Source organism: Aurantimonas aggregata (assembly GCF_010500835.1).
GTDB lineage: Bacteria > Pseudomonadota > Alphaproteobacteria > Rhizobiales > Rhizobiaceae > Aurantimonas > Aurantimonas aggregata.
This window is the reverse complement of record NZ_JAAAMJ010000002.1, coordinates 93,911-108,591: the sequence shown is the minus strand read 5'-3', so window position 1 is coordinate 108,591 and position 14,681 is coordinate 93,911. Positions and strand designations below refer to the sequence as shown.

Below are 14,681 nucleotides of genomic sequence, written 5' to 3'. Positions count from 1 at the left end.
AACGAAAGCATGTCCGCACGCCATCCGATCATCGCCATCACCGGGTCCTCGGGCGCCGGCACCACGTCGGTGAAGAACATCTTCGACCAGATCTTCCGGCGTGAGCAGGTGCGGGCGGTGTTCATCGAGGGCGACGCGTTCCACCGCTTCGACCGCCAGGCGATGAAGGAGCGCATGGCCGAGGAGGAAGCGGGCGGCAACCGCAACTTCTCCCATTTCAGCCCGGAGGCGAACATCCTCGACCGGCTGCAGGAGGTCTTCGAGGAATACGGCCGCCGCGGTCGGGGACAGACCCGCCACTACATCCATGACGACGCCGAAGCCAAGATCTACGGCACGCCCCCCGGAACCTTCTCCGAATGGGCTGCCTTCGAGGACGACAGCGACCTTCTGTTCTACGAGGGGCTGCATGGCTGCGTGAAGACCGATACGGTCGATCTCGCACCGATGGCCGATCTCAAGATCGGCGTCGTGCCGGTCATCAACCTCGAATGGATCCAGAAGATCCATCGCGACAAGGCGACCCGTGGCTACTCCACGGAAGCCGTCATGGACACCATCCTGCGGCGCATGCCGGACTACGTGAAGTACATCTGCCCGCAATTTGCGCGCACCAACATCAACTTCCAGCGCGTTCCGATCGTCGATACGTCGGACCCGTTCATCGCGCGCTGGATCCCGACGGCGGATGAATCGATGATCGTCATCCGCTTTGCCAATCCCCGGGGGATCGATTTCCCCTATCTGCTGTCGATGATCAACGGCAGCTTCATGTCTCGCGCCAACTCCATCGTGGCACCGGGCAACAAGCTCGACATTGCCATGCAGCTGATATTGACCCCGTTGATACTGCAGCTGATGGAAAAGAAGCGCCGCGCTTCGTAGCGCGATCAATTCGGAAGGAAGATTTCATGTCCCAGACCGCCGCCCAGCCAGCGCCCGAGACGACCGACCTCAAGCCCCGCGACATGGCCAACGCCATCCGCGCGCTTTCGATGGACGCCGTCCAGAAGGCCAATTCCGGCCATCCCGGCATGCCGATGGGCATGGCCGACGTCGCGACGGTGCTGTTCAAGTCGTTCCTGCGGGTGGACCCCTCGCAGCCCGAATGGCCCAATCGCGACCGGTTCATCCTGTCGAACGGCCACGGCTCGATGCTGCAATATTCGATCATGCATCTCCTCGGCTTTCCGGAGATGACGATCCAGGAGATCGAGAATTTCCGCCAGTTTGGCAGCCGCACCGCGGGCCATCCCGAATATGGCCATGCCGCCGGCATCGAGGCGACCACCGGCCCGCTCGGCCAGGGCATGAGCATGGCGGTCGGCATGGCGCTCGCCGAGCGGATGCTCAACCAGCGCTTCGGCGACGACCTCGTCGACCACTACACCTACGCGATCGTCGGCGACGGCTGCCTGATGGAGGGCATCAGCCACGAGGCGATCGACCTCGCGGGCCATTTGAAGCTCAACAAGCTCATCCTGCTCTGGGACGACAACAAGATCACCATCGACGGCGACATCAATCTGTCGACCTCGACCGACCAGAAGCAGCGCTTCCTCGCCCATGGCTGGAACGTCTACGAGGTCGACGGCCATGATGCCGAGGCGCTGGAGACGGTGATCGCCGCCGCCCGCCAGAGCGACAAGCCGGCCTTCGTCGCCTGCAAGACCATCATCGGCTACGGCGCGCCGAACCTGCAGGGCACTGACAAGGTGCACGGCAACGCGCTCGGCGCCGACGAGGTCGCCGCGGCCCGCAAGAACATGGTCTGGACGTCGGAGCCCTTCGTCATTCCGGAGCCGATCACCAAGGCATGGCATGCCGTGGCGGCCGAGGGGCGCAAGGCTCGCGAAGCCTGGGAAAAGGCCCGAGATGCCTCCCCGAAGAAGGCTGCGTTCGAGAAGCAGTACGCGACCACCCTGCCGGAAAACCTCGCGACGCTGATGGCCGAGGCCCGCGCCAAAGTCGTCACCGACCAGCCGGCGGTCGCGACCCGCAAGGCGTCCGAAATGGCGCTCGGGGTGATCAATGGCGCCACCGAGGTGACCATCGGCGGCTCGGCCGACCTGACGCCCTCGAACAACACCAAGACCAAGGGCCTTAAGGACATCACGCCGGGCGACTATTCCGGCCGCTACATCCACTACGGCATCCGCGAGCACGGCATGGCGGCGGTGATGAACGGCATGGCGCTGCATGGCGGGTTCATCCCCTACGGCGGCACCTTCATGTGCTTCACCGACTATGCCCGCGGCGCGATCCGCCTGTCGGCGCTGATGGAGACCCGTGTGGTCTACGTCATGACCCACGATTCGATCGGCCTCGGCGAGGATGGCCCGACGCACCAGCCGGTCGAACACCTGGCGATGCTGCGGGCAACGCCGAACCTTCTCCTCTTCCGGCCGGCCGACGGGGTCGAGACCAACGAGGCCTGGGAGATCGCGCTGACCGAGAAGAAGCATCCCTCGGTCCTGGCGCTGTCGCGTCAGAATGTGCCGACGGTGCGGACCGGCGATACCACCGAGAACCGGTCCCGCAAGGGCGCCTATGTCCTCAAGGAAGCCGACGGGGAGCGCGACGTGACGATCCTGTCGACCGGAACGGAAGTCTCAATCGCCATGGACGCCGCCCGCAAGCTCGAAGCCGAAGGCAAGAAGGTCGCCGTCGTCTCGATGCCCTGCTGGGAGCTGTTCGAGGCGCAGGACGAGGCCTATCGCAAGAGCGTTCTCGGCACCGCGCCGCGGATCGCCATCGAGGCGGCCGTGCGGCTCGGCTGGGACCGCTGGATCGGCGAGAACGGCCGCTTCATCGGCATGAAGGGCTTCGGTGCCTCGGCGCCGGCGCCGGAGCTCTACAAGCATTTCGGCATCACCGCGGACGCCGTCGTTGCGGCGGCGCACGAGCTCGCCGGATAGGCGGCGACACCGCTCAGGGAGGACTGCTCACATGGCCAAGATCACGCTGCGACAATTGCTCGATCATGCCGCCGAACACGACTACGGCGTGCCGGCGTTCAACATCAACAACATGGAGCAGGGCCTGGCGATCATGGAGGCGGCCGCCGCGTGCGACGCCCCGGTGATCATGCAGGCCTCCCGCGGCGCGCGGTCCTACGCCAAGGACATCATGCTGGAAAAGATGATGGACGCGCTGGTGGAGATGTTTCCGGCGATCCCGGTCTGCATCCACCAGGACCATGGCAATGACGAGCAGACCTGCCTGACGGCGATCCGCCACGGCTTCACTTCGGTGATGATGGACGGATCGCTGGAGGCCGACATGAAGACGCCGGCCTCCTACGAATACAACGTCGCCATCACCGAGCGCGTCACCCGCATGGCGCACTGGGTCGGCGCCTCGGTCGAGGGCGAGCTCGGCGTCCTCGGCTCGCTGGAGAGCGGCGAGGGCGAGAAGGAAGACGGCCACGGCTTCGAGGGCAAGCTGTCGGAAGAACAGCTGCTCACCGATCCCGAACAGGCCGTCGACTTCGTGCGGCGCACCAGGGTCGATGCGCTGGCGATCGCCATGGGCACCTCGCACGGCGCCTACAAATTCACCCGCAAGCCCGACGGCGACATCCTCGCGATGCACGTCATCGAGGCAATCCACCAGAAACTGCCCAACACGCATCTCGTCATGCACGGATCGTCGTCGGTGCCGGAAGACCTGCAGGCGATCATCAACCGCTATGGCGGGAAGATGCGAGAGACTTACGGCGTGCCGGTGGACGAGATCGTCCGCGGCATCCGGCACGGGGTCCGCAAGGTCAATATCGACACCGACTGTCGGATGGCGATGACCGGCCAGTTCCGCAAGGTGGCCATGGAGAAGCCGGAAGAGTTCGATCCGCGCAAGTTCATGGTCCCGGCGATGGAAGCGCTGCGCAAGCTTTGCCTCGACCGCTACGAGCGCTTCGGCTGCGCCGGCAAGGCCTCGAGGATCAAGGTCCTGCCGCTCGACGAGATGGCGATCCGCTACGGCAGCGGCGAGCTCGATCCGATCGCGCCGATGCAGGCCGCCGCATAGCAGACGGCGGCCCGCCGGAAGGGCCGCCGCACACGACAGGTACCGAAGTGACAGCAGGCACACGGCGCGGGGGCACCCTCCGCGGCGAAGGGACAGTCTTGTCCTGAAACGGCCGTCGCCGGGCGTGGCGGGCGGCTCGCGAACCACCAGAGGAGGAGAACCAGATGGACCAGAAATCCCAGACCGTCACCGGCAAGGACCGCTACAAGTCCGGCGTCATGGAATACCGCAAGATGGGCTATTGGGAGCCCGACTACGAGCCGAAGGACACCGACATCATCGCCTGCTTCCGGATCTCGCCGCAGGATGGCGTCGATCCGATCGAGGCGGCGGCGGCAGTGGCCGGCGAATCCTCCACCGCGACCTGGACGGTGGTCTGGACCGACCGCCTGACGGCGGCGGAGAAGTACCGGGCGAAGGCCTACCGCGTCGACAAGGTGCCGAACACCGACGACCAGTATTTCGCCTATATCGCCTACGATCTCGACCTGTTCGAGAACGGCTCGATCGCCAACCTCACCGCCTCGATCATCGGCAACGTCTTCGGCTTCAAGCCGCTGAAGGCGCTGCGGCTGGAGGACATGCGGCTGCCGGTCGCCTACGTGAAGACCTTCCAGGGCCCGGCCACCGGCATCGTCGTCGAGCGAGAACGCCTCGACAAGTTCGGCCGGCCGCTGCTCGGCGCCACCGTCAAGCCGAAGCTCGGCCTGTCGGGCCGCAACTACGGCCGCGTCGTCTACGAGGCGCTGAAGGGCGGGCTCGACTTCACCAAGGACGACGAGAACATCAACTCGCAGCCCTTCATGGATTGGCGCGAGCGGTTCCTCTACTGCATGGAGGCGGTGAACAAGGCGCAGGCCGCCACCGGCGAGATCAAGGGCACCTATCTCAACGTCACTGCCGCGACGATGGAGGACATGTACGAGCGGGCCGAGTTCGCCAAGGAACTGGGTTCGACCATCGTCATGATCGACCTCGTCATCGGCTGGACGGCGATGCAGTCGATGGCCAAGTGGGCGCGCCGCAACAACATGATCCTGCATCTGCACCGCGCCGGTCACTCGACCTATACGCGGCAGAAGGCCCACGGCGTGTCGTTCCGCGTCATCGCCAAATGGGCGCGGCTTGCCGGCGTCGACCACATCCATGCCGGCACGGTCGTCGGCAAGCTGGAGGGCGATCCGGCCACCACCAAGGGCTATTACGACATCTGCCGCGACGAGTTCACCCACCAGAAGCTCGAGAACGGCATCTTCTTCGACCAGCCCTGGGCCTCGCTCAACAAGATGATGCCGGTCGCCTCCGGCGGCATTCATGCCGGCCAGATGCACCTGCTGCTCGACCTCCTCGGCGAGGACACGGTGCTGCAGTTCGGCGGCGGCACGATCGGCCATCCGATGGGCATCGCCGCCGGCGCAACGGCCAACCGCGTGGCGCTGGAATGCATGGTGCTGGCCCGCAACGAGGGCCGCGACATCGTTCGCGAGGGACCGGACATCCTCAACGAGGCCGCCCGCACCTGCACCCCGCTGAAGCAGGCGCTGGATACGTGGAAGGACGTGACCTTCAACTACACCTCGACCGACGCTCCCGACTACGCGGTGACGGCGACCGCCGCCTGAGCCTCGTTGGCGAGGCCGGGGCGGGACGCCTCCCAGTCCTGCGCCGGCGGACATTCAAAGGCGCCGCGATGCAGGCGGCTTTCAGGCCCTCACCCGGCCTCCGCTTCGCTCGGCCACCCTCTCCCGCAAGCGGGAGAGGAAACTATCGACGTCAGCTACCCGCGACGAAACAACGATCACAGGAGAGCATCATGCGTATCACCCAGGGCGCCTTCTCGTTCCTGCCCGACCTCACCGACGAGCAGATCACCGCGCAGGTCCAGTACTGCCTCGACAATGGCTGGGCGGTGAACCTCGAATACACCGACGACCCGCACCCGCGGAACACCTACTGGGACATGTGGGGCCACCCGATGTTCGACATCGCCGACGCCGCCGGCGTGATGATGGAACTCGCCAACTGCCGCAAGGCGCACGGCGATCTCTACATCCGCATGTCGGCCTTCGATTCCACCCATGGCTGGGAGTCGGTGAAGCTGTCCTTCATCGTAAACCGGCCGGCCAACGAGCCCGGCTTCCGCCTCCGCCGCCAGGAATCCGGCGGCCGCAACATCCGCTACACCACCGAGCCCTACGCCACCGACAAGCCGGAAGGCGACCGCTACGCGGAGTGAGGTCGACGGAAGGGGCTCCCTCTCTCCCCTTGCGGGAGAGAACGTCATTCCAAGGAATTGGTCCGAGCGAAGCGAGGTCCAAATCTTGAGAATGACAAGAGAGGGGCTCCACCAATGACGCCGCTGCCCGCAACGAAGTCCGTGGCGGGGGCGGTGACTTCTTGGAATTCCGACAAGAGTGGACACGGGAAACCTCTCTCTTGCGATTTCATCACTTAGCTTCGCAAGTGATGAAATCGCTTTCTCTCCCTCAAGGGGAGAGAGGGCTCCCCGTCCTTACCGAAGAGGCAGTGGCTGCGCTTTGCGTATGCGGGTCGCGTGCGCGCAAGCAAACCCGCATCGACACAGTCGGTGCGGAAGACTGGATCCTCGGGACGGGGCCCGAGGATGACGACGCGCCAGGAGGGTGCTCGCTTCTTAGCGGGGCACCCGGACGGCGAGATCAACGGGAGGTCATCCAATGAGCTATCTCGATCAGGTGGAGAAGGGCGGTAAGCCGGCGAAGGGCGCCGATGCGCCTGCCGCCCGCGATCCGGCAGCGAGCGGGGCGGCACAGGGAGGCGGAGAGGCGACCGGTGCCGAAACGCCCGCCGCGCCCACCACCGTCGATCTGCAGCAGGAATATCGCGATGCCGGGGTCCAGGACGTGCTGGAGGAACTCGACCGCGAACTCGTCGGCCTCGCGCCGGTGAAGAAGCGCATCCGCGAGACTGCGGCGCTGCTCCTCGTCGAGCGGGCGCGCAAGCGGCTTGGCCTCGCCCACGACACGCCGACGCTGCACATGAGCTTCACCGGCAATCCCGGCACCGGCAAGACGACGGTGGCGCTGAAGATGGCCAACCTGCTGCATCGCCTCGGCTATATCCGCAAGGGCCACCTCGTCTCGGTCACCCGCGACGACCTCGTCGGCCAGTATATCGGCCATACCGCTCCCAAGACCAAGGACATCCTCAAGAAGGCGATGGGCGGCGTGCTGTTCATCGATGAGGCCTACTACCTCTACCGGCCGGAGAACGAGCGCGACTACGGCCAGGAGGCGATCGAGATCCTGCTGCAGGTGATGGAGAACCAGCGCGACGACCTGGTGGTCATCCTTGCCGGCTATGCCGACCGGATGGACAAGTTCTTCGAATCCAATCCGGGCTTTCGCTCGCGCATCGCCCACCACATCGACTTTCCCGACTACAGCGACGACGAACTCTTGCGCATCGCGGTGGGCATGCTGGATCGGCAGAACTACCGGCTGAGCCCAGAGGCCGGGGAAATGCTGGCGAGCTATATCGAACACCGCCGCGGGCAGTCGCATTTCGCCAATGCGCGATCCATCCGCAACGCCCTCGACCGGGCGCGCTTGCGCCAGGCCAACCGGCTGTTCGAGCAGGCGGTCGGGCCGCTGGACGCGGCGGCGCTGTCGTTGATTGCCGCCGAGGACATTGCGGCGAGCCGCGTCTTCCAGCAGAAGGCGGCCAGCGACCAGCCGGCTGCCACACCCGAGGAGACACCATGACGAGACCCCTGATCATCGCGCCGTCGATCCTGTCCGCCGATTTCTCGCGGCTCGGCGAGGAAGTCGCGGCGGTCGACGCGGCGGGTGCCGACTGGATCCATCTCGACGTCATGGATGGCCATTACGTGCCGAACATCACCTTCGGCCCGCCGGTGATCAAGGCGATCCGCAAGTCCTCGGCGAAGGTGTTCGACTGCCATCTGATGATCGAGCCGTGCGATCCCTTCCTCGAAGCCTTCGCCGAGGCCGGCTGCGACATCATCACGGTGCATGCCGAGGCGACCAAGCATCTCGACCGGTCGCTGCAGGCGATCCGCGCGCTCGGCAAGAAGGCCGGCGTGTCGCTCAACCCGGCGACGCCGGAAAGCGTCATCGAATACGTCCTCGACCGGCTCGACCTCGTGCTGCTGATGACGGTCAATCCGGGCTTCGGCGGCCAGGCCTTCATCCCGTCGGTCGTCGAGAAGGTCCGCCGGGTCAAGGCGATGATCGGCGACCGCGACATCCATATCGAGATCGACGGCGGCCTGACGCCGGAGACTGCGCCGCTGGTCGTGGCGGCCGGCGCAGACGTGCTGGTCGCCGGCTCGGCCGTGTTCAAGGGCGGCACGCTGGAACATTACGCGTCGAACATGCGCGCCATCCGCCAAGCCGGGACTGGTGGCGTCTCGCAAACTGCATGAACGGCAGAGCATCCTGTTGCGAAGCCTTGCCGAATTGTGTCGGCCATGTGGAACTAAGGAATACAATCCTCGTTAACCTCTAATCGACACCAGTTTGACGGAGGTACGACTTGGTTCAGAACCTGAAGCCGCGCGCACGCATGCTGGGAGCAACGAGCGCCATCGCCGAAGTCAGCGAGATCCTCAGTGTGGATATCGTCAAGGGTGAACTGGTGATCAGCGACAGCGACGGCGAGCATCGGACCATCACCGTCAGGGACGGTTTCTTCATGCGATCCATCCCGCAGCCTGGCAATTTTCTGATCCGCTACGCGGATGGTCACATCTCGCATTGCAGCCGCCGCCGCGCCGTCATCGCCAACGCCAACATCACCGTTCCGTCGACCCCGGTTCCGACCGCCGCCACGGCCTGAGCGCGCACCGTGCATGCCGGCTCGGCGCCCTTTGCACGTTGCCACCGGCTTCCCGCGAATGACCGTGGCGCTTGATGCGGTGCCCCGAGCCTTCTAGACCTTCCTGAGGATCGACGGTCGCTTGGGAGGGCGCGTGGACTTCTCGCTCAGCGACGAACAGCAGCAGATCTTTTCGATGGCACGGGAATTCGCCGTCGAGAAGATGGCGCCGCATGCCGCGCGCTGGGAGGAGGAAAAGACTCTACCGCGCGAACTGCTGGCGGAACTCGCCGATCTCGGCATGGCAGCGATCTGTGTCCGCGACGATCATGGCTCGGGCCTGTCCCGTCTCGACGCGACGCTGATCTTCGAGGCGCTGTCCTATGGCGACCCATCCGTCTCGGCCTTCCTCTCGATACACAACATGGTCGCCTGGATGGTCGACAGCTTCGGCACCGAGGCGCAGCGCGCCGAATGGCTGCCGAAGCTCGTCTCGATGCAGGCGGTCGGCAGCTATTGCCTGACCGAACCGGGCTCGGGCTCGGACGCCGCCGCGTTGCGGACGACGGCGAAGGACGACGGGGATCATTACGTCCTCGACGGCACCAAGAGCTTCATCTCCGGCGCCGGTTTCTCCGAACTCTACGTGGTGATGGCGCGCACCGGCGGGGCGGGGCCCAGGGGCATATCCGCGATCCTCGTCGAGAACGGCACGCCCGGCATGAGCTTCGGCGCGCCGGAGAAGAAGATGGGCTGGATCGCCCAACCGACGGCCGAGGTGCGCTTCGAGGCCTGTCGCGTGCCGCGCGCCAACCTCCTTGGCGAGGAGGGCAGGGGCTTCACCTATGCCATGATCGGGCTCGACGGCGGCCGACTCAACATCGCTGCCTGCGCGCTCGGCGCGGCGCAGGCCTGCCTCGACAAGTCGGTGGCCTACATGAAGGACCGCACCGCCTTCGGCCAAAGCCTCGCCGAATTTCAGGCGCTGCAGTTCCGCCTCGCCGATATGGAGACGGAGTTGCAGGCGGCGCGCATCTTCCTGCGCCAGGCGGCCTGGAAGCTCGACGCCAAGGCACCCGACGCCACCAAGCACTGCGCCATGGCCAAGCGCTTCGTCACCGACGCGAGCTTCGAGGTCGCCAACATGGCGCTGCAGCTGCACGGCGGCTACGGCTATCTCGCCGACTACGGCATCGAGAAGATCGTCCGCGACCTGCGCGTCCACCAGATCCTCGAAGGCACCAACGAGATCATGCGGGTGATCACGGCGCGGGCGCTGCTGGCGGAGCATTCATGAGCGAAAGATCGCAAGCTGATGTCCTGATCCGGATCGAAGGCCGGGCAGGGCGCATCACGCTCAACCGCCCGCAGGCCCTCAACGCCCTGAACCACGGCATGGTGGTGGCGATCGAGGCGGCGCTGCGGGCATGGGAGAGCGACGGGCGCGTCGCGCTGGTCGTCATCGATGCGGCCGGCGACCGCGCCTTCTGCGCCGGCGGCGACATCGCCGAACTCTATCGGCGTGGGCTTGCCGGCGATCTCGGCGCCGGGCGGCGCTTCTGGGCCGAGGAATATCGTCTCAACAGGCTCATTCGCCATTACCCCAAGCCCTTCGTCGCGCTGATGGACGGCATCGTCATGGGCGGTGGCGTCGGCCTGTCCGCGCATGGCAGCCACCGGATCGTCACCGAGCGCTCGATGGTCGCCATGCCCGAATGCGCCATCGGCCTCGTGCCGGATGTCGGCGCCTCGCTGCTCCTCGCCACCGCGCCCGGCCGGCTCGGCGAGTATCTCGGCCTGACCGGTTTTCGCATGGGTGCCGCGGACGCCATTCTCGCGGGCTTCGCCGATGTCGCCGTAGCGTCCGACCGGCTAGCGGAACTCGTGGCGCGCCTTGTCGAGATCGGCGATCCGGGCGTGAGCGAAATCTATTCCATGGCCCCTGCCGACGCGGGCGTGCTCGCGGAACGACGCACGGTCATCGACCGCCTCTTCGAGGCCTCCGACGCGGCGGTGCTCGTTGGAGGCCTCTCGGCCGATGGCAGCGCCTTCGCGGCGCAGACCCTGGAGGCGATCCGCAAGGGCTCGCCGCTATCCGTCGCGGCGACGCTGGCGATCATCCGGACGGTCAGGCGGGACCCGACCATCGAGACGGCGCTCCGCCACGAATACCGCTTCACCTTCCGCAGCCAGGAATACGGTGATCTGCAGGAAGGCATCCGCGCCGCAGTGATCGACAAGGACCGAACCCCGCGATGGTCGGTGGCGCGGCTGGAGGACCTGCCGGCGAGGCGGGTCGAGGCCATGCTTGCGCCCCTTCGCGACGCCGAACTCACATTCGAAGACAACGGGGAGGAACGGCCATGAAGATCGGTTTTGTCGGTCTCGGCAACATGGGCGCGCCGATGGCCACCAATCTGGCGAAGGCCGGCCACATGGTGACTGGCTACGATCCGGCCGGCGTGACGGCGGAGAGGGTCATCGTCGCCGAGACGCTGGAAGGCGCGGTGCGAGGCCAGGCGGCGGTTATCACCATGCTGCCGAACGGCGCGATCGTGCGCGCCGTGCATGATGACATCGCCCGGCTGGCCGAGCCGGGCGCGTTGCTGGTCGACTGCTCGACCGTCGATGTAGATAGCGCCCGCGCCGTCCATGGCATAGCGCTTGATGCCGGGCTCCTGTCGCTCGACGCGCCGGTCTCCGGCGGCACCGGCGGCGCGGCGGCCGGCACGCTGACCTTCATGGTCGGCGGCGGCGCGGACGCCTTCGCGAAGGGCCAGCCGCTCTTCGAGATCATGGGCCAGAAGGCGGTTCTCTGCGGCGAGGCCGGCGCCGGCCAGGCCGCGAAGATCTGCAACAACATGATCCTCGGCATCTCGATGATCGGCGTCTGCGAGGCCTTCCACCTGGCCGATCGTCTGGGCCTCGACCGGCAGGCGATGTTCGACGTCGCCTCGACCTCGTCCGGCTCCTGCTGGTCGCTCAACACCTATTGCCCGGCGCCGGGCATCGGACCGAAGAGCCCGGCCGACAACGACTACAGGCCGGGCTTTGCCGCCGAGCTGATGCTGAAGGACCTGAACCTGTCGCAGGAAGCCGCCGATGTGTCGGGCGCCGCGACCGAGCTCGGCCGGCACGCCCGCGACATCTACGCAGGTTTCGTCGAGGCGGGCGGAAAAGGCCGGGATTTCTCGGCGATCCTCGAGAAGCTGACGGCACGGTAGGCCGATCGGTCAGAGCTTCACCGTCCGTAGTCGCAACGCGTTGGCGATGACCGATACCGAGGACAGGCTCATCGCCGCAGCCGCCAGCATCGGCGACAGCAGCAGGCCGAAGACCGGATAGAGGATGCCCGCGGCGATCGGCACGCCGGCCGCGTTGTAGACGAAGGCGAAGAACAGGTTCTGACGGATATTGCGGATCGTCGCCTGCGCCAGCCGGCGTGCGCGAACGATGCCGTTCAGGTCGCCCTTCACCAGCGTGATGCCGGCGCTCTCGACCGCCACGTCGGCGCCGGTCCCCATGGCGATGCCGACATCGGCGGCGGCGAGGGCCGGCGCGTCGTTGACGCCGTCGCCGGCCACCGCGGCCTTGGCGCCAGAGGCCCGCAGATCCTCCACCAGCGCCTGCTTCGCCTCCGGCGAGAGCCCGGCCCGAACCTCGTCGATGCCGAGCGTCCGGGCGACGGCCTGCGCGGTCCGCTCGTTGTCGCCGGTCGCCATCACGATCCGCATACCGCTGTCGTGCAGCGCCCGGATGGCGGCCTCCGTGGTCGGCTTGATCGTGTCGGAGACGGCCAGGAGGCCGGCGGCCCGACCTTCGATGCCGACGAACATCACCGTCTTGCCGTCGGTTTCCATGCCGCGCGCGGCCTCGTCGAGCGACGCCGCGTCGATGCCTTCGGCTTCCAGCATGGCGCGGTTGCCGAGCACGACGGTGGCCCCGCCCACCGTGCCGCGCACGCCCTTGCCGGTGATCGCGTCGAAATCCGTGGCATCGGACAGTTCAGCCCCGCGACCCCTCGCGCCCGCGACGATCGCCTCGGCCAGCGGATGCTCCGAGCCGCGTTCGAGGCTGGCGGCAGCCGACAGGAAAGCCGTCTCGTCGCCGTCCACCGCTACCACGTCGGTGAGGCGCGGCCGCCCTTCCGTGAGCGTGCCGGTCTTGTCGATCACCAGCGTGTCGATCCCGGCGAAGCGCTCCAGCGCCTCGGCGTCCTTGATCAGCACGCCCGCCGATGCGCCGCGCCCGGTCGCCGTCATGATCGACATCGGCGTCGCCAGACCCAGCGCGCAGGGGCAGGCGATGATCAGCACCGAGACGGCGGCGATCAGGGCATGGATCATCGCCGGCGGCGGGCCGACCAGCGCCCAGACGGCGAAGGCGATGATCGCGACGAGAACGACGGCCGGCACGAAATAGCCGGCGACCCGGTCGGCGAGGCCTTGGATCGGCGCGCGGGATCGCTGCGCCGTCGCCACCATCGCGACGATGCGCGACAGGGTGGTATCGGCGCCGACGGCCTCCGCCTTCATGACGAAGGAGCCGGTGCGGTTCAGCGTGCCGCCGGTGACCCTGTCGCCGGCGCTCTTCTCCACCGGCACCGGCTCTCCGGTGAGCATCGATTCGTCGATCGAGGAACGGCCTTCAACGACCGTGCCGTCGACCGGCACGGCTTCGCCCGGCCGTACCCGCAGCCGGTCGCCGCTGGCGATGGCGTTCAGCGGCACGTCCTCTTCGCCGCCATTGGCGCCGAGCCGCCGTGCTGTCTTCGGCGCGAGGTCCATCAGCGCGCGGATCGCCGAACCGGTGCGCTCGCGCGCCTTCAGCTCCAGCACCTGGCCGACGAAGATCAGCGCGACGATGACTGCCGCCGCCTCGAAATAGACCGGCACGACGCCGGCATGGCCCATGCCGTCCATCGCCATCCCGGTGCGGAACGAGGCGGGGAAGAGGTCCGGCAGGAACGTCGCGACGAGGCTGTAGCCATAGGCGGCGCCGACGCCGAGCGAGATCAGCGTCCACATGTTGGGCGAGCGGTTGACGATCGACGCCCAGCCCCGCTTGAAGAAGGGCAGTGCCGCCCAGAGCACCACCGGGGTCGCCAGCAGGAACTCGGCGTAGACGGCGGTCTGCTCGCCGATCCATTCGCGGACCGGCAGCCCGACCATCGGCCCCATGGTCAGGATCAGCAGCGGGATGGCGCAAAGGGCGCTGACCCAGAGCCGGCGGGTGAAGTCGACCAGCTCCGGATTGGGGCCCTCGTCGCCGGTCGGAACGCCCATCGGCTCCAGCGCCATGCCGCATTTCGGGCAGTCGCCGGGCGCGTCGCGGACGATCTCCGGGTGCATCGGGCAGGTATATTGGGTGCCGGCGGGGGCCGGAGCGGGGGCAGGGCGATCGCCGAGATACTGCTCGGGCGCCGCCTCGAAACGTTTCTGGCAGCCCGCCGAGCAGAAATAGAAGCGCTCGCCCTGATGCTTGGCCATGTGCCGGGCGCTGGCGCGGTCGACATCCATGCCGCAGACCGGGTCCTTCGCCGTGAGATAGTCGTCCGGCGCCGCCTCGAACTTGTCGCGGCAGCTTTCCGAGCAGAAGTGGAAGACCCGGTCGGCATGATGCAGATGCGGCTTGCCGGCGTTGGGGTCCACGGTCATCTCGCACACGGGGTCGCGAACCAGCGCGGGTTCCTGCGTAGCCGCCCCACAGGCCGAATGATCGTGCGTCTTCGCCATCGTCATGTTTGTCGTTCCTTGCGCGTTACCGGCAGATGGGGCTTCCCCTGACTGGAAGGTCAAGGGCGGACGTGTTCAGGGGGCGCTGCCCGCAAATTG

Annotated in this window: 12 protein-coding genes; 11 read left to right on the top strand and 1 reads right to left on the bottom strand. The window is 66.7% G+C overall.

The window, feature by feature from the left end; all coding sequences use genetic code 11:
* The first annotated feature begins 9 nt into the window (after positions 1-9).
* The 11 genes from GTW51_RS04880 (at position 10) to mmsB (ending at position 12,071) form a co-directional block, all read left to right on the top strand.
* Positions 10-885, top strand: coding sequence for a phosphoribulokinase (locus GTW51_RS04880; RefSeq protein ID WP_163042784.1), 876 nt, complete (start codon positions 10-12; stop codon positions 883-885).
* Between the two features lie 26 nt (positions 886-911).
* Positions 912-2,918, top strand: a complete 2,007-nt coding sequence (gene tkt / locus GTW51_RS04875) for a transketolase (RefSeq protein ID WP_163042783.1) — start codon at positions 912-914, stop codon at positions 2,916-2,918.
* Positions 2,919-2,949: 31 nt separating this feature from the next.
* Positions 2,950-4,029 carry a class II fructose-bisphosphate aldolase gene (fba, locus tag GTW51_RS04870; RefSeq protein ID WP_163042782.1) on the top strand — a complete coding sequence of 360 codons (1,080 nt, stop codon included), beginning with the start codon at positions 2,950-2,952 and terminating at the stop codon, positions 4,027-4,029.
* A gap of 164 nt (positions 4,030-4,193) precedes the next feature.
* The gene (locus tag GTW51_RS04865; RefSeq protein WP_163042781.1) at positions 4,194-5,651 is read left to right on the top strand and encodes a form I ribulose bisphosphate carboxylase large subunit; all 1,458 of its coding nucleotides are present in this window, start codon (positions 4,194-4,196) and stop codon (positions 5,649-5,651) included.
* A 191-nt stretch (positions 5,652-5,842) separates the two neighbouring features.
* Positions 5,843-6,265, top strand: a complete 423-nt coding sequence (locus tag GTW51_RS04860; RefSeq protein ID WP_163042780.1) for a ribulose bisphosphate carboxylase small subunit — start codon at positions 5,843-5,845, stop codon at positions 6,263-6,265.
* Positions 6,266-6,725: 460 nt separating this feature from the next.
* Positions 6,726-7,772, top strand: coding sequence for a CbbX protein (gene cbbX, locus GTW51_RS04855; RefSeq protein ID WP_163042779.1), 1,047 nt, complete (start codon positions 6,726-6,728; stop codon positions 7,770-7,772).
* On the top strand, positions 7,769-8,455 hold the full coding sequence (gene rpe, locus GTW51_RS04850; RefSeq protein ID WP_163042778.1) for a ribulose-phosphate 3-epimerase: 687 nt from the start codon (positions 7,769-7,771) through the stop codon (positions 8,453-8,455). Before cbbX ends, rpe begins: the two co-directional genes overlap by 4 nt.
* Before the next feature lie 110 nt (positions 8,456-8,565).
* The gene (locus GTW51_RS04845) at positions 8,566-8,868 is read left to right on the top strand and encodes a hypothetical protein (RefSeq protein ID WP_163042777.1); all 303 of its coding nucleotides are present in this window, start codon (positions 8,566-8,568) and stop codon (positions 8,866-8,868) included.
* A gap of 133 nt (positions 8,869-9,001) precedes the next feature.
* Positions 9,002-10,144: an acyl-CoA dehydrogenase family protein gene (locus GTW51_RS04840; RefSeq protein WP_163042776.1), complete on the top strand. Its 1,143-nt coding sequence runs from the start codon at positions 9,002-9,004 to the stop codon at positions 10,142-10,144.
* Positions 10,141-11,214, top strand: coding sequence for an enoyl-CoA hydratase/isomerase family protein (locus GTW51_RS04835; RefSeq protein ID WP_163042775.1), 1,074 nt, complete (start codon positions 10,141-10,143; stop codon positions 11,212-11,214). Before GTW51_RS04840 ends, GTW51_RS04835 begins: the two co-directional genes overlap by 4 nt.
* Entirely contained in the window at positions 11,211-12,071 is an 861-nt protein-coding gene (gene mmsB, locus GTW51_RS04830) for a 3-hydroxyisobutyrate dehydrogenase (RefSeq protein ID WP_163042774.1), read from the top strand. The genes GTW51_RS04835 and mmsB overlap by 4 nt, the downstream gene beginning before the upstream one ends.
* Positions 12,072-12,080: 9 nt before the next feature.
* Here the strand turns inward: mmsB and GTW51_RS04825 are convergent, their stop codons facing one another.
* Positions 12,081-14,588 (bottom strand): heavy metal translocating P-type ATPase, encoded by a 2,508-nt coding sequence (locus tag GTW51_RS04825; protein ID WP_163042773.1) that lies wholly within the window; start codon positions 14,586-14,588, stop codon positions 12,081-12,083.
* Positions 14,589-14,681 lie beyond the last annotated feature (93 nt).

Excerpts from the sequence above, each read along its gene's own strand:
- mmsB (WP_163042774.1), top strand. The coding sequence starts at position 11,211 with ATGAAGATCGGTTTTGTCGGTCTCGGCAACATGGGCGCGCCGATGGCC.
- rpe (WP_163042778.1), top strand. The coding sequence starts at position 7,769 with ATGACGAGACCCCTGATCATCGCGCCGTCGATCCTGTCCGCCGATTTC.
- tkt (WP_163042783.1), top strand. The coding sequence starts at position 912 with ATGTCCCAGACCGCCGCCCAGCCAGCGCCCGAGACGACCGACCTCAAG.
- fba (WP_163042782.1), top strand. The coding sequence starts at position 2,950 with ATGGCCAAGATCACGCTGCGACAATTGCTCGATCATGCCGCCGAACAC.
- GTW51_RS04835 (WP_163042775.1), top strand. The coding sequence starts at position 10,141 with ATGAGCGAAAGATCGCAAGCTGATGTCCTGATCCGGATCGAAGGCCGG.
- GTW51_RS04825 (WP_163042773.1), bottom strand. The coding sequence starts at position 14,588 with ATGACGATGGCGAAGACGCACGATCATTCGGCCTGTGGGGCGGCTACG.
- GTW51_RS04865 (WP_163042781.1), top strand. The coding sequence starts at position 4,194 with ATGGACCAGAAATCCCAGACCGTCACCGGCAAGGACCGCTACAAGTCC.
- GTW51_RS04860 (WP_163042780.1), top strand. The coding sequence starts at position 5,843 with ATGCGTATCACCCAGGGCGCCTTCTCGTTCCTGCCCGACCTCACCGAC.
- GTW51_RS04880 (WP_163042784.1), top strand. The coding sequence starts at position 10 with ATGTCCGCACGCCATCCGATCATCGCCATCACCGGGTCCTCGGGCGCC.
- cbbX (WP_163042779.1), top strand. The coding sequence starts at position 6,726 with ATGAGCTATCTCGATCAGGTGGAGAAGGGCGGTAAGCCGGCGAAGGGC.